Raw genomic sequence first — 20,945 nt, forward strand, 5'->3', positions numbered from 1 at the left:
GTGGCCCGAAGGGCCGGAGGGGGCTTTCGCGCACCGCCTGTCCGTGAAAGCGTAACCGCATGACAAAGACCCACCAGAAGGTCCCCATCCCCAAGATCACGGCGCCCCGCGCCCTGGGCTTCTGGATGTGCACGGCCCTGGTGGTCGGCAACATGATCGGCTCGGGGGTGTTCATGCTGCCCGCGTCCCTGGCCCCCTACGGCTGGAACGCGGTGTTCGGCTGGTTGCTGACCATCGCCGGCGCCCTGGCCCTGGCCTTCGTGTTCGCAGGGCTGGCGCGCGAGTTTCCCAAGGCCGGCGGGCCCTACGCCTACACCCAGGAAGCCTTCGGGCCGCTGGTCGGGTTCATGGTGGCCTGGAGCTACTGGATCTCGCTGTGGGTCGGCAACGCCGCCATCGCCACCGGGGCGGTCAGCTACCTGTCGGCGATCTTCCCGGCCATCGCCCACGTCCCGGGGATGCACCTGCTGGTGACCCTGGGGGCGGTCTGGCTGCTGGTCGGGGTCAACATCGCCGGCGCCCGCCTCGCCGGCGGGGTGCAGGTGGTGACCACCGTGCTGAAGCTGCTGCCGCTGGTGGCGGTGGCCGGCCTGGCCTTCTGGGTGATCGGCCGCGACCATGGGGCCAGCCTGACGCCGTTCCGCGCCGCCGACATCCATCCGGGCGGGATCACCGCCGCCGGCGCCCTGACCCTGTGGGCGCTGCTGGGCCTGGAATCGGCCACGGTGCCGGCCGGCAAGGTGGTCGACCCGGTCCGCACCATCCCTCGCGCCACCCTGGTGGGCACGGTGTTCACCGGCCTGATCTACCTGCTGGTCTGCTCGGCGGTCGTTCTCTTGACGCCGGCCGCCGCGCTGAAGGTCTCCAACGCCCCGCTGGCCGACTTCGTCAGCCTGCATTGGGGCGGCAACGCCGGCAAGGTCCTGGCCCTGTTCGCGGCGATCAGCGCCTTCGGGGCCCTGAACGGCTGGGTGCTGCTGCAGGGCGAGATGCCCTACGCCATGGCCAAGGGCGGGGTGTTCCCGGCCTTCCTGGCCAAGGAGTCGGCGCGCGGCGCGCCCGTCCGCGCCCACCTGCTGTCCGCCGGCTTCCTGACGGTCCTGGTGCTGATGAACTACGCCAAGTCGATGGCCGACCTGTTCACCTTCATCGCCCTGGTGGCCACCACCGCCTCGCTGTTCGCCTACCTGGCCTGCGCCCTGGCGGCGCTGAAGCTGCAGGCCACCCGGCGGATCGCCCCGACCACGGCCCTGACGGTGATCGCGCTGCTGGCCGGCCTGTATTCGGTCTGGACCCTGGTGGGGGCCGGCGGCCAGGCCGTGCTGCTGGGGATCGGCCTGCTGGCGATCGGGGCGCCGTTCTACTGGCTGACGCGGGGGCGGGCGGTCACGCCATGAGCGTCAAAATATCCGCTCATCCCGGCATTCGCCGGGATGAGCGGTTTAAAGAGAGATCGCGCATGATGATCCGCACCATCCTAGCGGCCGCCGCCCTGACGCTCGCGCCGCTCGCCGCGCAAGCCGCCCCGCTCTACGTCCACGCCGGCAAGCTGGTCGACACCCTGCAGGGCAAGGTCCTGACCGACCAGCTGATCACCATCGACGGCGAGCGCGTCGTCGCGGTCGCGCCGTGGAAGACCGCCCCGACCGACGGCCGGGTCATCGACTGGTCCCGGCGCATGGTGCTGCCGGGCCTGATCGACATGCACACCCACCTGGTCGACCAGGAGCAGACCGAGAACGTCGCCGAGCCGCTGCTGACCACCGCCGCCTACCAGGCCTATATCGGCGCCGCCCACGCCCGGGTCACGCTGGAGGCCGGCTTCACCAGTGTCCGCGACGTCGGCACCTGGCGGGCCTTCGGCGACGTGGCCCTGCGCGACGCCATCAACGCCGGCCTGGTGCCCGGACCGCGGATGTCGGTGGCCGGGGCCTACATCACCGTCCCCGGCGGCGGGGGCGAGATCACCGGCGTGGCCGGCGACGTCCGGCTGCCCGACGAGATGCGGGCCGGCGTGGTCGAGGACGCCGCCGACGCCCACCGCAAGGCGGCCAACATCCTGGCCCACCACGCCGACTTCCTGAAATTGATCGCCACCGGCGCGGTCCTGACCGTCGGCACCGAGCCGGGCCAGCAGGAGCTGACCGAGGACGAGATGCGGGCCGCCGTCGAGGAGGCCGCCCGCCGCGGGACCTACGCCACCGCCCACGCCCACGGGGCCGAGGGCATGAAGTCGGCCATGCGGGCCGGGGTGCGCTCGATCGAGCATGGCTCGCTGATGGACGACGAGGCCATCGCCATGATGAAGGCCAGGGGCGTGTTCCTGGTGGCCGACATCTATGACGGCGACTGGATCGACGCCTACGGCAAGGCCCACGGCTGGCCGGCCGAGACCCTGCGCAAGAATTACGAGACCACCGAGGCCCAGCGCGAGGGCTTCCGCAAGGCCGTGAAGGCCGGGGTCAAGATCGCCTACGGCACCGACGCCGGGGTCTATCCCCACGGGCTGAACGCCCGGCAGATAAAGTACATGGTCCGCTACGGCATGACCCCGATGCAGGCCATCCAGTCGGCCACGACCGTGGCCGCCGAGCTGATGAAGAAGGCCGACGTCGGCGCCGTCGCTCCCGGCCGCTACGCCGACCTGATCGCCGTTGACGGCGACGCCCTGGCCGACGTCTCGGTGCTGGAGCATGTCGGCGCGGTGATGAAGGGCGGGGTGGTGGTGAGGGAGTAGGAGCCCTGGACCTTCTCCCATAGGGAGAAGGAGGGGCCCGCGCCGTCAGGCGTGGGAGGATGAGGGGTTACGCCCTCAACCGGCGTGCCGGCACGCCGTCGGACTCACAACCCCCTCACCCTCCCACCGCTGCGCGGCGGGTCCCTCCCTCTCCCGATGGGAGAGGGGGCGTCGGGCGCGCCATTCCATCGCGATTTATCCCCAGACGCCTTATTGTTGCTGCCGGATTCACCATTGGTCCTCTTGGCGCGGCTCCTGCAGTGTGCAATGCAACAAGATGCTGCTGTGCAGCATTGAAACAGCTGTCATGCAGTCGCTGTAAGACCGACGCTAGAGTGAACCGAGGAGTGAGCATCATGGCCAACGAACATACCTACTTCGTTCGACCCGTCTCCGGCGTCTGGCACGTCACCTGGAACGACGCTCCCGACCTGATCGGCTCCTATCCCTGCCAGCCGGAAGCCGTCGGCGTCGCCGAGATGCTGGCCCGCCACATGCGCACCCAGGGCAAGACCGCCCGGGTCCACGTCGCTGAACCCGAAGTCCGCCGCACCAGCTGGGGCCGCACCAACCTGGGCGCCCAGGCGGCGGCTTAAGAAAAAAGGTGGGGGCTCGCCGACTTGCCCCCACCTGACCGCTTCGCGGTCTGTCCGCCCCCAGGGGGGCGGAGCCTCGCGCTCTTCCCCTCCTAGGGGAAGACGGCCCCGCAGCGGCCCGTAGGGGCAAGTTACCTCAAGTACCCCGCCGCCAGCCGTTCGGCGATCGTCCCCGCCTCGGCCGGGGTGAACACCGTGGCGTCCAGGCACAGCTCCAGCCACAGGCCGTCGACCACGGCCGTCAGGCCGATAGCGGCCAGCCGTGCGTCGACCTTCGGGTCGCAGGCGCCCAGCAGCTCCTCCAGCCGCGCCCGATAGCCGGCATAGGTCCGCCGGTGGATGGCGGCGATGGCGGGATCGATCTTGACCAGGCTCCAGAAGGCCAGCCAGGTGGCCAGCAGGTCCGGGTCCAGCACCGGCGGGGCGAAGCTGGCGGTCAGATAGGCCGACAGCCGCGCGCGGGGATCGGCCCCGGCGGCCGCGACCGCCGCCTCCAGCGCCGCGTCGATCCGCGTCCCGGTCGCCTCGTAGGTCGCCGCGACCAGGGCGTCGACGCCGTCGAAATAGTGCCGCAGCAGGCCGGCGCTGACCCCCGCCTCGGCGCAGATCGTCCGCACCGACGCCCCGGCCACGCCCCGCGCCGCCAACACCCGGGCGGCGGCCTCGATCAGGGCGGTGCGACGGACGTCGGGGGCCTCGCGGGTGAAGGGGGCGCGGGTGCTCACGGCTGGAGCCCAGCATCCAAAGAGGCTGTCATCCCGGACAAGCGCGCGGCGCGCCGATCCGGGACCGACGCCAGAGCGGGGCGCTTCCTGCGGTCCCGGGTCTTCGCTTCGCTACGCCCGGGATGACAACCGCTTTGCGCGGACGCCCCCTCCGTCACGATGCGTATTCGCATCGCGCCGCCTCCCCCGTTTCACGAGTGAGGAGGATGCGGCGCTTCTTCTCCTCCCCCGCAAGGCGGGGGAGGTGGCGCGTCGCGCGGCGGCGTGACGGAGGGGGCGTCAAGGCGGCTACCACCCCTCCGGCGGCCGGTGCAGCCTGGCCTGGGGGATCAGGGCCCGCAGCTTCCGCCCGAAGCTGCGCAAAGACACCTCCGTCTCCGCCAGCGGCCCGGCCGTGAAGCTGCGCGAGGCCATGCCCTGCTGGACCCTCGCCACCAGCTCGGTGTCCTCGGCGTTGACCTGGCGGTTGATGCGCCAGTTCAGATAGCGCGCCGCCTTCATCTCGCGCCGGTCGTCGGGCAGGGCGTAGGCGATCTCGCGGATCAGGGTCTTGGTCGGCGAGACCGGGATGAACTGCATGAAGTCCACCTGGTCGGGATAGATGTCGAAGGCCTGGTTGGGCCAGAGCTTGAAATAGGTCCAGAGGCGCTTGCGCTCGGGCGGCAGGTGGCCGACGTCGGGCAGGACCCGCTGGTACATCCGCTCGGACGGGTTGCGCGACGGCTCCTCGATCAGCTGGCCCCACATCTTGTCGACCCAGGTTTCCGCCTCCACGCCGTAGCCGCGCCCGAACAGCCGGGTCAGACCCGGGTGGGCGATCGGGATGTGCAGGCCGTCGGAATAGTTGTCGCTGATGTTCTTCCAGTTGACGTCGCGCGGCCGCAGGGTGACGCGGCCGAACGGGACCATCTCCTCGAAGCGATAGGGCGCCAGCTCGTGGTCGTAGGGGGCCATCATCTCGGCGACGCTGGGGCCGTCTCCCTCCAGCCGCACGAAGACGAAGCCGCGATAGACCTCGACCTGGACCGGGGCCAGGCCCTGTTTGTCCATCTCCAGGGCAGGGTAAGTCTCGGCGTAGGGCACGCCGACCAGCCGGCCGTCCAGGGCGTAGGTCCAGGCGTGGTAGGGGCAGACGATCCGGCCGCCCCCCTTGCCACACCGGCCGGACGGACCGTCCAGCAGCCGCGCCGCCCGGTGGCGGCAGACATTGGCGAAGGCCCGCGCCCCGCCGTCCTTGCCGCGCACCACCACCGTGCTCTCGCCCAGGAAGTCGAAGGTGTGGAAGTCGCCGGCTTTCGGGATGTCGTTCAGATGGCAGACGATCTGCCAGGAGGGGCGCAGGACCTTGTCCTGCTCCTCGCGGAAGAAGCGGGCGTTGTCGTAGAGCCAGCCGGGCAGGCCCCAGTTCGCATCAGGATCGACGGCGTCGGGGTCGGCGTTGGAGGCGGGGCGGTTCAGGTCCATCTCAAGCCCTCTTCAAAACCGCTCATCCCGGCGAATGCCGGGACCCAGATCCCAAAGCCGGGTTGCTGATTGGAAGAGCTCAGCGTTCCTGGCGTCAGCCTCAAAGCCATTCCATCTGGGTCCCGGCGTTCGCCGGGATGAGCGGAATTTTTTGCCATCACCGCCCCACCAGGCTCAGCTTCACCGCCGTCGCGAAGTCCCGGTCCCGCAGGATCTCGCGCGCCGCGTTGCGCCCCGGATTGCCCGACACCCCGCCGCCGGGGTGACACCCCGCGCCGCACATGTAGAGCCCCTTGATCGGGGCCCGATGACTGGCGTGGCCCAGCACCGGCCGCGCCGCCCACAGCTGGTCCAGCGACATGTGGCCGTGCATGATGTCGCCGTTGACCAGGCCGAACTTTCGCTCCAGATCCACCGGCGACAGGATCATCCGTCCCAGGACCGAGGCCTTGAAGTTGGGGGCCCACTGGTCGACCGTGTCGATGATCAGGTCGGCGGCCGCCTCGCGCTCGTCGTCCCAGCTGCGGCCGTCGGGCAGGTCCCAGGCGAACTGCTGGCAGAACAGGCTGGCCACGTGCTGGCCGGGCGGGGCCAGGCTGTCGTCCAGGGTCGAGGGGATCAGGATCTCGACGATCGGCCGCCTGCTGATCCCGGTCGCCTTGGCGTCGCGATAGGCCTCGTCCATGTAGTCCAGGGTCGGCGAGATCACGATCCCGCACTGGTGGTGCTCGGCCACCGCCTTGCCGGGCAGGCAGGCGAAGTCCGGCAGCTCCGACAGGGCCACGTTCATCCGGAAAGTGCCCGAACCGTTCTTGTAGCCCTTGATCGCCTTGCTGAACGGGGCGGGCAGGGCCGAGGGGGCGACCAGCGACCCGTAGAGCAGGGCGGGGTTGAGGTTGGAGCTGACGATCGGGGCCATGATCTGGCGGCCGTCGACCAGTTGCACGCCGACCACCCGCTTGCCGCCCTCTTTCGGAGCGTCCTCGACATGGACGCCCTCGACCTTGGCCTCCAGCAGGATCTCCACGCCCTTGGCGCGGCAGGCCTTGGCCATGGCCTGGGTGATCGCCCCCATGCCGCCGACCGCATGGCCCCAGGCGCCCTTCTTGCCGTTCACCTCGCCGAAGGTGTGGTGCAGCAGAACGTAGGCCGAGCCGGGGGTGTCGGGGCTGGCGAAGTTGCCGACCACGGCGTCGAAGCCGAAGCTGGCCTTGACCGCGTCGCTCTCGAACCAGCCGTCCAGGAAGTCGCGGGCGCTCTTGGTGAACAGGTCCAGCAGGTCGCGCTTGCGCTCGCGGGACAGGCCCGCCAGCCGGCCGCCCTGGCGCAGGCCGCGCAGCAGGCCGGGCAGGCCGTCGCCCAGATTCGGCGGGGTCTCGCCGGCCAAGTCGCGCAGCACGTCGCCGATCTCGTCGAGCATGGCGTAGTAGGCCGGCAGGCGCTCGGCGTCCTTTTGCGAGAACTTGCGGAACTCGGCCTGGGTGCGCTCCAGCCCGCCGCCCAGCTTCAGGTAGGTGGTGTCGTCGATCGGCAGGAAGTTGGAGATCGGCCGCTCCAGGATCCGCAGGCCGTGGCCGTGCAGGTCCATGTCGGCGATGACCTTGGGGGAGAGCAGGCTGACCGTGTAGCTGGCCACCGAGTTGCGGAAGCCGGGGTGGAACTCCTCGGTGACGGCCGCTCCGCCGACCACCTCGCGGGCCTCGCAGACCGTGACCTTCAGCCCGGCGCTGGCCAGGTAGAAGGCGCAGACCAGGCCGTTGTGGCCCCCGCCGATGATGATCGCGTCGCGGTGCTGGGTGGCGGCCATGTGGTTCTCCCCGGTGGTGGAGGGAGGTTGCTATACGAGTGTAAAATAGGCAAGGGGAGTCAGCGGCTCGCCCACTTGCCCCCACCTGGCGACTTCGTCGCCTGTCCGCCCCCATAGGGGGCGGAGCCTTGAGCGCTCTTCCCCCTCTGGGGGAAGACGATCGCGAAGCGATCCGTAGGGGGCAAGTGTGAGCCGCGCTAAGCCCTAGGAGCGCTCCTCGCCCCGCGCCGTCAGCCAGTACATCACCGGCGTCGCCACCCGCGACAGCACCGTCGAGGTGATCAGCCCGCCGATGATCACGATGGCCAGCGGCGAGTAGAGGCCCGAGCCCTCCATCGCCAGCGGCAGCAAGCCTCCGATCGCCGTGACGGACGTCAGCAGCACCGGCAGGAACCGCACCTCGCCGGCCCGCTCGATGGCGTCGTGCAGGCCCATGCCGTCCTTGCGCAGCTGTTCGGTGAAGTCGACCAGCAGGATCGAGTTCTTGATCTCGATGCCGATCAGGGCGATCAGCCCGATCGTGGCGGTGAAGCTCAGCGAATAGCCGGTGATCCACAGGGCCGCCACGGCCCCGAACAGGCCGAACGGGATGATGCCGGCCACCACCAGGGCGGTCCGGAACTTGCGGAACTCCAGGACCAGCACCGCCAGTATGCCGAACACCGCCACCATCACCGCCGCGCCCAGGCCGGCGAAGCTTTCCGACTGGGCCTCGGCCTGACCGCCCAGGGTCAGGCGGTAGCCGGGCGGCAGGGGCAGCTCGCGGGCCAGGCGCGCGACGACGTCGGCCGTGACCTTGGCCGTCAGGTGGCCGGTCTGGACGTAGGACGACACCGTCACCGTCCGCTCGCGGTCGAAGCGGTCGATGCGCGCGGGGCTGGAGCGCAGGGTCGGGCTGGCGATCGAACCCAGCGGCGCGGCCTCGCCGTCGGCGGTGGGCACGTAGATCTTCGAGAGATCGGCCAGGGCGTTGCGCGCGCCCACCGCGCTGAGCCCCGTCCCCATCGGCAGCCGCACCTTGACCGCGTAGTCGTCGCCGTCCGGATCGCGGAAGCGGCCGGTCTCCTCGCCCGACAGGGCCAGGCGGGCGGCGCGGCGCGGGGCGCCGGCCGGCACGCCCAGGGCGGCGGCCTTGCCCTCGTCGACGCCGAGGTCGAGGTCGGTGCGGTCCAGTCGCACGGGGTTGTTGACGTCGCGCGTGCCGGGCGTGGCCTTCAGGATGGTCTCGGTCCGGGCGGCCAGGGCCTTCAGCACCTCCAGGTTCTGGCCGGTCAGGCGCACGGCCACCGGCGCGTCGATCGGCGGGCCGTTCTCGAAGGTGACGACGCTGATCCGCGCCCCGGGGAAGCGGGCGAAGTCGGCGCGCAGGCGGTCCAGCACCTGCTCGCTCCGGCCCGGCTCCCAGGCCTTCAAGCTGACGAACACCTCGCCATAGGTGGTGGCGCTCTCGCGCTGGGTGACGTTGTAGAAGATCTGCGGGTTGCCGCGCCCCAGGTTGGCCGCCCGCCAGGCGATCGCCGGCTCTTGGCGCAGGCGGGCCTCGACGAAGCGCAGGGCGCGGTCGGTGCGGGCCAGGGGGCTGCCGTCGGGGGTCTCGACCCGGACCAGGAACTGCGGGGTCTCGGCGGCCGGGAACAGGGACGAGCCGATGATCTTCAGCATCGGGATCGTGGTGGCGCAGATCGCCAGCATGATCGCCAGGCTCAGCCACGGCCGCGCCAGGCCGAAATGCAGCACCGGCCGGTAGAAGCGGTGGATCGCGCCGTTGACCCCGCGCAGCAGCGGGTTGCCTTCCGGGTCGGAGCGCTTGTCCAGCACCCGGCTGGCCAGGAACGGGATGATGGTCATCGACACCAGCAGCGAGGCGCCGACCGTGCACAGCACCGTCACCGGCAGCGACCGGATATAGGCCCCCGACCCGGCCGGCAGGGCCATCAGCGGCAGGAAGGCCAGCATCAGGCAGGCCGTGCAGCCCAGCACCGCCAGGGCGATCTGATTGGCGCCGTTGACGGCGGCCGCCGTCCGCTCCTCGCCCTCGCGGATGCGGCGGGCGATGTTCTCGGTGATCACGATGCTGTCGTCGACCAGCAGCCCCAGGGCCAGCACGAAGCCGGCGATCGACAGCTGGTTCAGGGTGAAGCCGAGGGCCTGCAGCAGCACCAGGCCGATCAGCAGGCTCAGCGGGATCGACACCATCACCACCAGCCCGGCCCGCGGCCCCAGCGGCAGCAGGGTGACCAGCACCAGGAGCAGGGCGATGCCGAAGTCGCGGAACAACTTAGTCAATCTATGCTCGACATTGCGGGCCTGGACGAAGCCGCGCTCCAGCTTGACCCCGGCCGGCAGGGTCTTCTGGTAGTCGTCCAGCACCTGGTCGACGGCCTTGGTGATCTTGGCCACGTCCTGGCCGTCCTTCTGGGTGACGGTGACGAACACCGCCCGCCGGCCGTCGAACCGCGCCAGGTGGGTCGGCTCGTCCTGGGCCCAGGCCACGTCGGCGACGTCGCGCACCCGCACCACCTGGCCGCCGATCGCGCGGACGGGAGTGTCCCTGACGACGTCCAGCGAACGGAAGGCCCCGCCAGCCTTGACATTGAAGCGCCGGTCTCCGGCCTGGACCGCGCCGATCGGGGCCTCGGCCCCGGCCGCCTTCAGGGCGTCGGACACCGCCGTCGCCGGCAGCTTCAGGGCCGACAGCCGCGCCAGGTCCAGCGACACCCGCACCTCGGACGGCGGCGCGCCGTAGTAGCGGGACTGGCGCACGCCGGGCACGCGGTCCAGCCGCTCGCGCAGCCGGTCGGCCACCTTCTCCAGCCGGTGCATCGGCAGCACGTCGCTGGTCAGGGCGACCTGGACGATGGCCACCTCGGTGGTGCGGACCCGGTCGATGTCCAGCCGCGCCAGGCCGGCCGGCAGGTTGCCGCGGATGGCGTTCACCTCGCGCACCACTTGGTCGTATTTGCGCTCGGGATCGACGTCCCAGGTGAAGTGGACGCGGATCACCGCCGCCCCGTCCAGGCTGGTCGACTCGACCTTGTCGATATTGTCCAGGCCGTCGACCGCGTCCTCGATCGGGTCGGCGACCAGCTGCTCCATTTCCGAGGGCTCGGCCCCGGGCAGCACGGCGCGGATGATGACGATCGGCACCGGGAAGTGCGGATCCTCCGAGCGCGGCACGTTCAGGAAAGCGTTCAGCCCCAGCGTCACCAGCAGGCCGAAGGCGACCAGGGTGAACTGCCAGCGATGGACCGCGAAGCCGGCGAGGTCGAACTTCATCGCGAAGGCCCCCGCCGTGGCGTGGGGCGCACCCCCTCTACGGCCGTCATTCCCGCCCTTGTGGCGGGAACCCCTGGTTCAGCTGACGGTGAAGTCCATTGGCGCGCCGGCGCGCCACCCTTCCGCACCTGCGGCGGAGAGAGGGGTTCCCGCCACAAGGGCGGGAATGACGGCTGAGAGGTGAGCGACACAGCGGGGAAGGTGGCGCGCATCATCGCCCGCTCTTCCCGCCCAGGGCCTTCGGATCGGTCACCGTCACCCGATCCCCGTCCGAGACGAACCCCGCCCCGGCGGTGATCACCCGCGCGCCGTCGGGCAGGCCGGCGACCAGGGCGTCGTCGCCGTCGAAGCCGCCGAACCGGACGGGCGTGCGACGGGCTCTCATGCCCCCGGGGCCGTTGTCCAGCCGCAGCACCGCCGCCTGGCCGCCGCTGGCCTCCAGCACCGCCTCGGCGGGGACGCGGGCGAAGGCGGGGCCGGGGCTGGCCGGCGCGCGGCGGGCCAGGCGGGCGGTGGCGATCTGGCCGCTGCGCAGCTCGGGCCTGGCCGCGACCTCGATCTCGACCGTCACCGCGCCGGTGCGGGCGTCGGCCGACTGGCCCAGGCGAGTGACGCGGCCGGCCAGCACCTGGCCGGGCAGGGCGTCGACTGTGACCTCGACCGGAGCGCCGACCCCGATCCCGGCGACATCGCGGTCGGGCAGGGGCGCGCGCAGCACCAGGGGGCTGTTCAGGTCGGCGACGCTGACCACGGCCTGGCCGGGCTGCACCACCTCGCCGGCCTGGGCCCGGCGCTCCAGCACCACGCCCGAGGCGGGCGAGACCAGCTGGGCCCAGCGCCGGTCGAAGGCGGCGGCGCCGTAGGCGGCGCTGGCCGAGCGCACGGCGCTCTCGGCGTCGTCCAGCCGGGCCTTGGCCACATAGCCCTTGGCGTAGAGGGTCCTGGCGCGGTCCAGTTCGCGGCGGGCCTTGTCCAGGTCGGCCGACGAGGCCTGCTGGCGGGCGTCGACGGCGGCCGGGTCGATGGTCGCCAGCACCTGGCCGGCCCGCACGGGATCGCCGGCCTCGACCGCGACGCGGGTCAGCACCCCGGCGATGCGGAACGACAGCGCCATCTCGCGGCGGCGCTCCAGCGTCCCGGTGGCCGTGACCCCGCCGGCCGCGCGCGGGGCGCTGACGGCGACCGCCTCCACCGCCTGGGGCGGCGGCGGGGCGGCGGGGGCCTTGGCGGGGCCGCAGGCGGCGAGGGCGAGGAGGGCGGCGAAGGCGGCGCCGGACGCCCCCCAACGGTTGTCATCCCGGAAAGCGCGCAGCGCTTGTCCGGGATCCAGGTGAACCGCACCGCGTCGCCCAGTCCCCTGGGTCCCGGACAGCCTCTGCGAGGCTTCCGGGATGACAACGATTAGGGATCCAGGGAGCCCGCGGTCGATCCGTCCACGCACAGTCCGCCCCTCGACTATAGATCGGTGATAAGTTATCAGTGATAGATTATCGTGTCTTGTCAAGCCGGTCGCGCTCGGCGAAAGGTCGGAAACGATGAAGTCGCCGCAGGTCCGATCTCCTCGCAAGCCCAAGGGTCAGGGCGCCGAGCGTCGCGAGGAGATCCTCGACGCGGCGCTGAAGCTGTTCAGCGCCAGGGACGTCCATGCGGTCTCGACCCGGCAGATCGCCGAGGCGGCCGGGATCAGCCAGCCGGCGCTGTACGCCTATTTCGCCACCAAGGACGACCTGATCGCCGAGCTGTGCGTGCGGGCCTTCGCCACCCTGTCGGCGCGGATGGCGGCCGGCAAGGCCGACTGGACCCCGACCCCGGCGGCCTTCGACAAGGCCATGCGGGTCTATATCGACTTCGGCCTGGAGCAGCCCGACGCCTACCGCGTGGCCTTCATGATCGAGAAGAGCCACGACGGCGCGTTCCACGCCCGCACCGGCGGCCGGCCGATGGCGGCGGGCATCGAGGCCTTCCAGGCCTTCGTGGCGATGATCGCCGACCTGCACGCCGCCGGCCTGACCCATGACGACGACCCGCTGCGCCTGACCCAGACCCTGTGGGCGGGCCTGCACGGCCTGACCTCGCTGCTGATCGCCCGGCCGGAGTTCCCCTGGGTCGAGCGCGAAGCGTTGATCGGCGGGCATGTGGCGATGCTGCGGCGCGGGGCGCTCAAATAGTCTTCTCCCTTCCGGGAGAGGGCAATCGCATAGGCCCGAATAACAGCTGTCATCCTGGACGAAGCGCGCAGCGCGAAGATCGGGGACCGACGCGTGAACTCGGCGCTTGCGGCGGTCCCGGATCGGCGCCCGGCTTTCGCCGGGCTTGTCCGGGATGACAGCTTTCCCAGCAACTCATAGGCGATAGCCCTGCCTGCGGGAGAGGGTTACGAAAACACCGCTCACGTCCTATATCGGCGCCTTCCCCTTCGCCGCCTGGAGCGCGACCATGGCCAAGCTGCAGCTTCTCGAAACCTTCAGCCTGCAGGAAACCGAGGACGGCTACCGCCTGCTGGTCTCGGCGGTCGGCGGTGAGGCGCTGTACGTCTCGATCACGCCGGACCAGATGGACGACATCATCGAGAGCCTGGAAGCGGCCATGGGCGGCGAGGACGACGAAGGCGTCGAGGAAGACGAGGCGTTCTGAGGGCCGGCGCTACGTAAGGAGCGGTTCTGCTTTCCTGGGCGCCGGGACCATGCCAACCTGCCGGCATGAAGCGTGGTGCGGCGAAATCCAGCTGGTGGGCGCGGGGGCTGATGCTCCTGGGCGCGATCCTGCTGATCGGCGCGCCGGCGATGTCGGTCGCCGCGACGGCGATGGATCCCTGCTGCGCCGAGGCGCCGTGCCACGACCTGGGCAAGTCCCTGTGTCCGGACGGCTGCGTCGTGGCCTGTCAGATCATCGCCGCGCCCGAGACGCAACTGGCCGAACCCGTCGAGACGGGCCTCGCGGCCGCCGCCCCCGCGCCGTCCCGCTGGCCGCCAGGCCGCGCGCCGCCTCCGGAGCTTCCGCCGCCAAGGTGAGGCCGAGTTCAGAACGACCTTCCTTCAATCTGAAATCGGAATTTCATCATGAAACGTATCTTTTCGACGGCGGCGCTGATGCTGCTCGCCTCGGCGTCGGCCGCCTACGCCGTCGCGCCGGACGCCGTGACCAAGGCCGTTCAAGCCTGCTGCGCCCTCGGCGCGGCCTGCTGCAACGGCGGTCCGTGCTGCTGATCTAGCCGTCCAGGCTGGATCGGACGCCCGCCCCGAGAGGGGCGGGCGTTTCGCGTTCGACGTCCGCCCCTGCTAGAGACGCCGCATGTCTCGTCTCGCCGCGCCCGCCGGCCTTCGCGCCGTCCTGCCCTACCTGTGCCTGGCCGGCGCCATGGTGTCGCTGAGCGTCGGCACCTCGTTCGCCAAGACGCTGTTTCCGCTGGTCGGGGCCCAGGGGGCCAGCGCCTATCGGGTGGGGTTCTCGGCCCTTCTGCTGTGCCTGGTCTGGCGACCCTGGCGTATGCCGATGACCCGCAGGGACCTGGTCGCCGTCGTCGCCTACGGGGCGGTGATGGGGGCGATGAACCTGTGCTTCTACATGGCCCTCCGCACCATCCCGCTGGGCCTGGCCATCGCCATCGAGTTCACCGGCCCGCTGTGCCTGGCCCTGCTCCATGCCAGGAAGCCGCTCCATTTCGCCTGGATCGGCCTGGCGGCGGCGGGGCTTGGCCTGCTGCTGCCGCTGGGCGACGCCAGCCTGAACCTCGACCCGGTCGGCGTGGCCTTCGCCGCGACGGCGGCGGTGTTCTGGGCGCTGTACATCGTGGCCGGCCAGCGGACCGGGCATCTGCACGGCGGCCGCTCGGTGGCCCTGGGCATGGCGACGGCGGCCTTGGTCGTGGCGCCGGTCGGCGTGGCGACGGCCGGGGCGGCCTTGCTGAACCCCATCGCCCTGGGCCTGGGCCTGGCGGCGGCGGTGGTCTCCAGCGCCATTCCCTATTCGCTGGAGATGGTCGCCATGCGGGCCATCTCCAAGCGCAGCTTCGGGGTGATGCTGAGCCTGGAGCCGGCGGTCGGGGCCCTGGCCGGCCTGCTGGTGCTGGGCGAGCACCTGGCGGCCCGCCAATGGCTGGCCATCGCCTTCGTGATCGCCGCCTCGGTCGGGACCGTGGCCACCGACCCGTCGCGCAAGCCGGTCGAGGCGCCGCTGCACGACTGACCTTCGCGATCTTTATAACTCCCTTATACCCCCGCCCGGATTCCGCATCGCGCCCTTATGCGGCGTGCGTGTAGGCCGTCGCTCCCTTCGACGGACGCGAGCCCCATGGCCCATTCCTCACCCGAGCCGGCCGCGCCGGGCGCCCGCGCCGCCCGGTTCGGCGCCCTGTGGCTGGGGGCCATCGGCGTGGTGTTCGGCGACATCGGCACCAGCCCGCTCTACGCCATGCGCGAGGCCCTGGCCCACGCCGGCAGGGTCGACCCGCACCTGGCGGTGTTCGGCGTGGTGTCGCTGGTGTTCTGGGCCCTGACCCTGGTGGTCACCCTGAAATACGTCGTCATCGTCATGCGGGCCGACAACGGCGGCGAGGGCGGCACCCTGGCCCTGATGGCCCTGGCGCAGAACGCCTTGCAGAAGCGCTCGGCCTGGCTGGTGCTGCTGGGCATCGTCGGGGCGGCGCTGTTCTATGGCGACGGCCTGATCACCCCGGCGATCTCGGTGCTGTCGGCGGTCGAGGGCCTGACCACGGCGCCGGTGATCGGCGCCCACTTCCAGCCGTTCGTCCTGCCGCTGGCGGCGATCATCCTGCTGGCCCTGTTCGCCGTGCAGTCGCGCGGCACCGAGATGGTGGGCCGGTTCTTCGGGCCGATCACCCTGGTCTGGTTCGCCACGCTTGCCGCCCTGGGCTTGCCGTTCGTGCTGCAGCGGCCCGACATCCTGCTGGCCTTCAGCCCGGTCTACGCGATCAAGCTGCTGGTCGCCGACGGCCCGCTGGGCGTGACGATCCTGGGCAGCGTCTTCCTGTGCGTGACCGGGGCCGAGGCGCTCTACGCCGACATGGGCCATTTCGGCAAGGGACCGATCCGGGCCGGCTGGCTGCTGGTGGCCCTGCCGTGCCTGATGGTCAATTATCTGGGCCAGGGCGCCCTGTGCCTGATCCATCCGGCCGCCATGGACAACCCGTTCTTCGGCATGATCCCGCACGCGGCCTACTGGCCGGTCATGCTGCTGACCACGGCGGCCACCATCATCGCCAGCCAGGCGGTGATCACCGGCGCCTTCTCGGTGACCCAGCAGGCCGTGCAGCTGGGCCTGCTGCCGCGGATCGACATCAAGCGCACCAGCGAGACCGTGGCCGGCCAGATCTTCGTGCCGCAGGTCAACGCCGCCCTGGCGGTGGGCGTGCTGTTCCTGCTGTTCATGTTCAAGACCTCGTCGAACATGGCCTCGGCCTACGGGGTGGCGGTGACCACGACCATGGTGGTGACCGTGGCCCTGCTGTTCGTGGTGGCGCGCCGCCACTGGAAGTGGCCGCTGTGGGCCAGCGTGGCGGTGCTGGCCCCGTTCCTGGCGCTGGACCTGGTGTTCCTGGGCTCCAACGCCCTGAAGATCGCCGAGGGCGGCTGGGTGCCGCTGGCGGCGGCCGGGGCCATCGTCCTGGCCATGTGGACCTGGCGGACGGGCAGCGAGCTGCTGCACGCCAAGGTCCATCGCGACTCGATCGCCCTGGTCGACCTGATCGACAGCCTGCGGGCCCGCCCGCCCCACCCGGTGCCGGGCACGGCGATCTTCCTGACCTCCGACCCGTCCGTCGCCCCGGTCGCCCTGCTGCACAATCTCAAGCACAACAAGGTGCTGCACGCCGAGAACGTGATCATGACCGTGCGCACGGCCGACCAGCCGCGCGTCGCCGAGAAGGACCGGATCGAGATCGAGCCCCTGGGCGGGGAGGGCGGGGGTCCCGGCTTCCGGCTGGTGACCGTGCACTACGGCTTCATGGAGACGCCGAACATCCCGCGCGCCCTGGGCAGCTGCCGCCGGCGGGGCCTGGTCTTCGACCTGATGTCGACCTCGTTCTTCGTCGGCCGCCGCACGGTGGTGGCCTCGCCCGGCGTCGCCATGCCGCTGTGGCAGGACCGGCTGTTCATCTGGATGGTCAAGAACGCCGCCGACCCGATCGACTACTTCCACATCCCGGCCGGCCGGGTGGTGGAGATGGGCTCGCAGGTGGTGGTGTAGGGGGACGGTCTCCGATTAAAGACTATCGAAGACCTAAACCTGTTGTCATCCCGGAAGCCTCGCAGAGGCTGTCCGGGACCCAGGAGACTGGGCAAAAGCCTTGCGGTTCACCTGGATCCCGGCCTTCCGCTTCGCTCCAGCCGGGATGACAACATCCGGGCGTTCTCGAAGCACGTCTGTTGGAAGAGGGCGCCTAACCCGCCATCGCCTCGCGCTTTTCCTCCAGCGCCAGCCAGTCCTCCTCGGCCTGGGCCAGGTCGGCGCGGGCCTTGTCGAGGGCCTTCATCACCGTGTCGAAGCCCTTGGGATCCTTGGCGTAGAAGTTCGGGTCGGCCAGCCTGGCCTCCAGGTCGGCGATGATCTTCGGCGAGGCGGCGACCAGGGCTTCGCATTCCTCGAGGCGCCGCTGGTCCTTGTAGGACAGCTTGGCGCTCTTCTTGGGCGGGGGCGGCGCGCTGGGGGTGATCACCGCCTTGTGCGAGCCGGTCCCGGTGGCGAAGTCGCCGGCCGCGCCGCGGGCGCCCTTGAAGAAGTCCGGGGCCTGGTCGATCAGGTCGCTCCAGCCGCCGGGCGTCTCCAGCACCTTGCCGTGGCCGTTCATGGCGATGGTCGAGGTCGCCAGGCGGTCGATGAAGTCGCGGTCGTGGCTGACCAGGATCAGGGTGCCCTCGAAGTCGGCCAGCACCTCTTCCAGCAGGTCCAGGGTGTCCATGTCGAGATCGTTGGTCGGCTCGTCCAGCACCATCAGGTTGGTCGGCGTGGCCAGGGCCCGGGCCAGCAGCAGGCGGTTGCGCTCGCCGCCGGACAGGCTGGTGACCGGCTGGCGCAGCTGGGCCTCGGTGAACAGGAACTCCTTGGCGTAGCCGGCCACGTGCTTGGGCTGGCCGCGCACCAGGATCGAGTCGCCGCCGCCCGGGGTCAGGAAGTCCCACAGCGTCATCTTCTCCGACAGCGCCATGCGGTTCTGGTCGACGTAGGAGATCTCCAGGTTGGTGCCCAGGCTGATCGTCCCGGCGTCGATCGGAATCTCGCCCAGCAGCATGCGCACCAGGGTGGTCTTGCCCGCGCCGTTGGGGCCGACCAGGGCCACGCGGTCGCCGCGCAGGATGCGGGTGGAGAAATCCTCGACGATCACCCGCTCGCCAAATTTCTTGGTGACGTGCTTGGCCTCGACCACTTTCTTGCCGGACGTGCCCGAGCTCTCGACGGCCAGGGTCATGCTGCCGCGCTTGTCGGCCTGCAGGTCGCGCTTCTGGGCGCGCAGGTCCATCAGGGCCCGGCGGCGGCCCTCGTTGCGGGCCCGGCGGCCCTGGACGCCGCGCGCCAGCCAGGCGTTCTCGCGCTCCAGCTGCTTGTTCAGCCGCCGCTCCTCGTCGGCCTCGGCGGCCAGCACCTGCTCGCTCCAGATCTCGAACTCGGCGAAGCCCTTGTCCAGCCGGCGCACCTTGCGGTGCTCCAGCCAGAAGGTGCGCTGGGTGACGCGGTTGAGGAAGGCGCGGTCGTGGCTGACGATCAGGGCCGCGCACTTGGAATTGGCCAGTTCCTCTTCCAGCGTCTGGATGGCGAAGATGTCCAGGTGGTTGGTCGGCTCGTCCAGCAGCAGCACGTCGGGCTGTTCCGCAAAAGCACGCGCCAGCGCCGCCCGACGCCGCTCGCCGCCCGACAGGCCGACCGTGCTCTTGGCGTAGTCCAGGCCGAAGTCGGCCAGGGTGGCGTGGGCCTCGTAGTCCTCGGCCCCACCGGCCGTGCAGTAGTCCAGCAGGGTCTCGCCGGTGATGTCCGGCTCCTGGCTGACATAGACGATCTTGGCGCCCGGCTGGGCGGCCCGCTCGCCGCTGTCGGCCTCGATCCCCTGGGCGGCCAGGATCTTCAGCAGGGTCGACTTGCCCGCGCCGTTGCGCCCGACCAGGCAGGCGCGCACCCGCGGCTCCAGCGCCAGGTCCACCCCGTCGAACAACGGCTTGGCCCCATCGGCGAGGCGGACGTCCTTGAGGGCCAGGACAGGGGCGCGAGTCGGGGAAGCCATGGTCGGGAGGGTCTAACTGTCGGACGGGAAGGGGAGGAGATGGGGGCGTATAGCAGGGCAGGCGAGGGGGCGGGGGGATTTCTTGGGGGAGCCGTCGGGGCTTGCATGGCCGGGCGAAACTAGCGCTACCTTGGCGGGCATGACGAATGACGCCGAACCCATCGCCAAGCCCTACCGGCTCCATATTGCCGCCACCGTGATCGTGGCCGGCCTGCTCTGGCTGGCCGACGGGCGGCTGTGGCCTTCGATCTCAGCCTATGCGGGAGACGCCTTCTGGCTGGTCATGCTGTTGCAGCTGGTGCTCGGCTCCTGGCTCGCCAAGTCCCGGCCGGGGCGGATCCTGGCCGTCTTCCTGTATGGCGCGTTCCTCTGGCTCGCCGCTGAAGGGATCTGCCGTCGGGCCGCCGAGAGCAGCGAGGAGCGCTCGATGGTGCTGGCCGGCGGGGCCTTGGCCCTGGCGCTGGTCGCCGCCAGCGTGGCGTGGGACCGGCTGCCGTCGGCCTGGCGCGCCCGCATGGCCGCCTCGCCGATCTGGCGCCGTGTGGGAGGCTGCCTGCTCTTCGGGCTGACCGGGGGCGCCCTGTGGGGGGTGATGGGCGCGATCACCGAGGGGGACGCCCCCTGGACGCGCGTCCACCTGACGGCCCTGTTCCTGGCCATGGGCGGCGGCCTGGTCCTGGTCCTCTGGCGGCTGGACGGCTGGGTCCGCGCCTTCGCCTGCTGGGCGGTCGCCAGCCTGACCTGGGTCCCCCTGATGACCGGTCTGGGCTTGAGCGGCTCGCCGGCCGAGATCGGCGTCGGCGGCTGGTTGCTCGCGGTCGTACCGCCGCTGATCGGCGGCGCGGTGCTGCTGGCCAATTTTCGGATCAGCAGGCGCCACCGCCTCTAAATCAGGTCTGGCCTGTTCAAGCCGCCAGCTTCACGGGCTCCCCGGCTTCGACCGGTCGCGCCATCACCCGGTCGCGCAGCCGCAGGAACGGTCGCTCCACCAGCACATGCAGCACGATGGCTGCGGCGAAGGCGGGCAGGACGTAGAGCGCCAGGCCGGTCCAGCCTTGCAGGACCTCGGGCCCCAGTCGATCGTACAGGGCCCAGTAGACCGGCTTGTGGACCAGGTAGAGGCTGTAGGCCAGGGCGGCCAGCGGGGCCAGGCCGCGCGGGCGCTGGCGGGCCAGCCAGGGTTCGAGGTCGAGCAGGGCCGACAGCATCAGGGCGCAGCCGAGGGCGTACAGCGGATAGACCACGGTCGCCCCGGTCAGGCTCAGGACCAGGCCGTTGTCGCCAATCAGCCGGATCGCCGCGGCCCACAGCGCCACGGCCGCCGGCGCGGCCAGCCAGGGCGGGCAGAGCCTGGCCCACCGAGCGGGGCGGAAGGTGCGCAGGGCCGCCAGCAGCACGCCCATCAGCAGGCCGTCCAGCCGGCACCAGGTGGGATAGTAGATGACCTTCTGGTAGAGGCCGGGCGGCGGATCGGCCAGCGTCGACAGGTCGCGCCACAGCCAGAACCGCAGGGCCATGCCGCCCAGGACCAGGACGGCGGCCAGGCCGACGCCGGGCCACGGCCCCGCCCGGCGCAGGGCGGGCAGGCGCAGGCCCAGCACCAGCAGCGGCAGGGTCAGGTAGAACCACTCCTCGACGCACAGCGACCAGGCCGAGCTGAAATTGCCGGTCCGGGTGTAGTCCAGGCCCAGGTTCATGGTGAAGGTCAGGAACCGCCACAGCGGCTGGAGGCCCTCGCCGTCGGTGAAGCCCGGCAGCAGATTGTAGAGCGCCAGGATCACCAGATAGGCCGGCAGGATGCGGAAGGCGCGGCTGGCCCAGAAGCGCAGCAGGTCGGGGGCCTCGCCGCGCGCGATCGGCCGCATCAGCTGGCCGCCGATCAGGTAGCCGCTGAGCACGAAGAACACGTCCACGCCAAGCCAGCCATAGGGCTTGACCAGGATCAGCCAGTCGGCGGCGGCGGCCTTGGGCAGGTGCTGCAGCATGACCAGCAGGATGGCGCAGGCCCGCAGCAGGTCGGGTCCCACGGCGCGCGGCGCGGCGTCGCCTGGCGACGGCCCGAACGCGGCCTTCAGGCCGGCGATGGCGCGGGTGGTGAACGACACGGACG

Annotated in this window: 17 protein-coding genes; 10 read left to right on the forward strand and 7 right to left on the reverse strand. The window is 70.9% G+C overall.

Annotated features, from left to right (window positions below):
• Positions 1-59 precede the first annotated feature (59 nt).
• The 3 genes from BM066_RS04065 to BM066_RS04080 all read left to right on the forward strand — a co-directional run bounded on the left by BM066_RS04065 (position 60) and on the right by BM066_RS04080 (position 3,333).
• A complete protein-coding gene (locus BM066_RS04065; protein ID WP_089924490.1) occupies positions 60-1,397 on the forward strand; it encodes an amino acid permease in 1,338 nt (445 codons plus the stop codon).
• Positions 1,398-1,459: 62 nt separating this feature from the next.
• On the forward strand, positions 1,460-2,737 hold the full coding sequence (locus tag BM066_RS04070; protein WP_018061545.1) for a Xaa-Pro dipeptidase: 1,278 nt from the start codon (positions 1,460-1,462) through the stop codon (positions 2,735-2,737).
• A 356-nt stretch (positions 2,738-3,093) separates the two neighbouring features.
• Positions 3,094-3,333, forward strand: a complete 240-nt coding sequence (locus BM066_RS04080; RefSeq protein ID WP_026176482.1) for a hypothetical protein — start codon at positions 3,094-3,096, stop codon at positions 3,331-3,333.
• A gap of 131 nt (positions 3,334-3,464) precedes the next feature.
• Here BM066_RS04080 and BM066_RS04085 read toward each other — a convergent pair whose 3' ends face one another.
• The 5 genes from BM066_RS04085 to BM066_RS04110 form a co-directional block, all read right to left on the reverse strand.
• Positions 3,465-4,058, reverse strand: a complete 594-nt coding sequence (locus BM066_RS04085; protein WP_018061547.1) for a TetR family transcriptional regulator C-terminal domain-containing protein — start codon at positions 4,056-4,058, stop codon at positions 3,465-3,467.
• A 288-nt stretch (positions 4,059-4,346) separates the two neighbouring features.
• Positions 4,347-5,522, reverse strand: coding sequence for an aromatic ring-hydroxylating oxygenase subunit alpha (locus BM066_RS04090; protein ID WP_018061548.1), 1,176 nt, complete (start codon positions 5,520-5,522; stop codon positions 4,347-4,349).
• Between the two features lie 157 nt (positions 5,523-5,679).
• The gene (locus BM066_RS04095) at positions 5,680-7,329 is read right to left on the reverse strand and encodes a phytoene desaturase family protein (protein ID WP_018061549.1); all 1,650 of its coding nucleotides are present in this window, start codon (positions 7,327-7,329) and stop codon (positions 5,680-5,682) included.
• Between the two features lie 204 nt (positions 7,330-7,533).
• Complete coding sequence (locus BM066_RS04100; RefSeq protein ID WP_018061550.1) at positions 7,534-10,605, reverse strand: efflux RND transporter permease subunit; 3,072 nt, start codon at positions 10,603-10,605, stop codon at positions 7,534-7,536.
• Between the two features lie 211 nt (positions 10,606-10,816).
• A complete protein-coding gene (locus BM066_RS04110; protein WP_018061551.1) occupies positions 10,817-11,797 on the reverse strand; it encodes an efflux RND transporter periplasmic adaptor subunit in 981 nt (326 codons plus the stop codon).
• 343 nt (positions 11,798-12,140) lie between these two features.
• On the opposite strand from BM066_RS04110, the gene BM066_RS04115 reads away from it, so the two are divergent.
• The 6 genes from BM066_RS04115 to BM066_RS04135 all read left to right on the forward strand — a co-directional run bounded on the left by BM066_RS04115 (position 12,141) and on the right by BM066_RS04135 (position 16,809).
• Complete coding sequence (locus BM066_RS04115; protein ID WP_018061552.1) at positions 12,141-12,773, forward strand: TetR/AcrR family transcriptional regulator; 633 nt, start codon at positions 12,141-12,143, stop codon at positions 12,771-12,773.
• 268 nt (positions 12,774-13,041) lie between these two features.
• Positions 13,042-13,239: a hypothetical protein gene (locus BM066_RS04120; protein WP_018061665.1), complete on the forward strand. Its 198-nt coding sequence runs from the start codon at positions 13,042-13,044 to the stop codon at positions 13,237-13,239.
• 65 nt (positions 13,240-13,304) lie between these two features.
• Entirely contained in the window at positions 13,305-13,616 is a 312-nt protein-coding gene (locus BM066_RS04125) for a hypothetical protein (protein WP_143093643.1), read from the forward strand.
• A 48-nt stretch (positions 13,617-13,664) separates the two neighbouring features.
• Positions 13,665-13,811, forward strand: a complete 147-nt coding sequence (locus BM066_RS26325) for a hypothetical protein (RefSeq protein ID WP_018061667.1) — start codon at positions 13,665-13,667, stop codon at positions 13,809-13,811.
• 85 nt (positions 13,812-13,896) lie between these two features.
• Positions 13,897-14,790, forward strand: a complete 894-nt coding sequence (locus tag BM066_RS04130) for an EamA family transporter (protein ID WP_018061668.1) — start codon at positions 13,897-13,899, stop codon at positions 14,788-14,790.
• 105 nt (positions 14,791-14,895) lie between these two features.
• Entirely contained in the window at positions 14,896-16,809 is a 1,914-nt protein-coding gene (locus BM066_RS04135) for a potassium transporter Kup (protein WP_018061669.1), read from the forward strand.
• Positions 16,810-17,002: 193 nt separating this feature from the next.
• Here the strand turns inward: BM066_RS04135 and BM066_RS04140 are convergent, their stop codons facing one another.
• Positions 17,003-18,835: an ABC-F family ATP-binding cassette domain-containing protein gene (locus tag BM066_RS04140; RefSeq protein ID WP_089924493.1), complete on the reverse strand. Its 1,833-nt coding sequence runs from the start codon at positions 18,833-18,835 to the stop codon at positions 17,003-17,005.
• A 139-nt stretch (positions 18,836-18,974) separates the two neighbouring features.
• Here BM066_RS04140 and BM066_RS04145 point away from each other — a divergent pair, with 139 nt between their 5' ends.
• On the forward strand, positions 18,975-19,724 hold the full coding sequence (locus BM066_RS04145) for a hypothetical protein (protein ID WP_018061671.1): 750 nt from the start codon (positions 18,975-18,977) through the stop codon (positions 19,722-19,724).
• A gap of 16 nt (positions 19,725-19,740) precedes the next feature.
• Here the strand turns inward: BM066_RS04145 and BM066_RS04150 are convergent, their stop codons facing one another.
• The gene (locus BM066_RS04150) at positions 19,741-20,940 is read right to left on the reverse strand and encodes an acyltransferase family protein (protein WP_018061672.1); all 1,200 of its coding nucleotides are present in this window, start codon (positions 20,938-20,940) and stop codon (positions 19,741-19,743) included.
• Positions 20,941-20,945: the final 5 nt, after the last annotated feature.

It is taken from the genome of Caulobacter sp. UNC279MFTsu5.1 (assembly GCF_900114015.1).
In the GTDB taxonomy this organism is placed as follows: Bacteria; Pseudomonadota; Alphaproteobacteria; order Caulobacterales; family Caulobacteraceae; genus Caulobacter.

Excerpts from the sequence above, each read along its gene's own strand:
- BM066_RS04065 (WP_089924490.1), top strand. The coding sequence starts at position 60 with ATGACAAAGACCCACCAGAAGGTCCCCATCCCCAAGATCACGGCGCCC.
- BM066_RS04070 (WP_018061545.1), top strand. The coding sequence starts at position 1,460 with ATGATGATCCGCACCATCCTAGCGGCCGCCGCCCTGACGCTCGCGCCG.
- BM066_RS04080 (WP_026176482.1), top strand. The coding sequence starts at position 3,094 with ATGGCCAACGAACATACCTACTTCGTTCGACCCGTCTCCGGCGTCTGG.
- BM066_RS04090 (WP_018061548.1), bottom strand. The coding sequence starts at position 5,522 with ATGGACCTGAACCGCCCCGCCTCCAACGCCGACCCCGACGCCGTCGAT.
- BM066_RS04095 (WP_018061549.1), bottom strand. The coding sequence starts at position 7,329 with ATGGCCGCCACCCAGCACCGCGACGCGATCATCATCGGCGGGGGCCAC.
- BM066_RS04100 (WP_018061550.1), bottom strand. The coding sequence starts at position 10,605 with ATGAAGTTCGACCTCGCCGGCTTCGCGGTCCATCGCTGGCAGTTCACC.
- BM066_RS04115 (WP_018061552.1), top strand. The coding sequence starts at position 12,141 with ATGAAGTCGCCGCAGGTCCGATCTCCTCGCAAGCCCAAGGGTCAGGGC.
- BM066_RS04120 (WP_018061665.1), top strand. The coding sequence starts at position 13,042 with ATGGCCAAGCTGCAGCTTCTCGAAACCTTCAGCCTGCAGGAAACCGAG.
- BM066_RS04125 (WP_143093643.1), top strand. The coding sequence starts at position 13,305 with ATGAAGCGTGGTGCGGCGAAATCCAGCTGGTGGGCGCGGGGGCTGATG.
- BM066_RS26325 (WP_018061667.1), top strand. The coding sequence starts at position 13,665 with ATGAAACGTATCTTTTCGACGGCGGCGCTGATGCTGCTCGCCTCGGCG.
- BM066_RS04130 (WP_018061668.1), top strand. The coding sequence starts at position 13,897 with ATGTCTCGTCTCGCCGCGCCCGCCGGCCTTCGCGCCGTCCTGCCCTAC.
- BM066_RS04135 (WP_018061669.1), top strand. The coding sequence starts at position 14,896 with ATGGCCCATTCCTCACCCGAGCCGGCCGCGCCGGGCGCCCGCGCCGCC.
- BM066_RS04140 (WP_089924493.1), bottom strand. The coding sequence starts at position 18,835 with ATGGCTTCCCCGACTCGCGCCCCTGTCCTGGCCCTCAAGGACGTCCGC.
- BM066_RS04145 (WP_018061671.1), top strand. The coding sequence starts at position 18,975 with ATGACGAATGACGCCGAACCCATCGCCAAGCCCTACCGGCTCCATATT.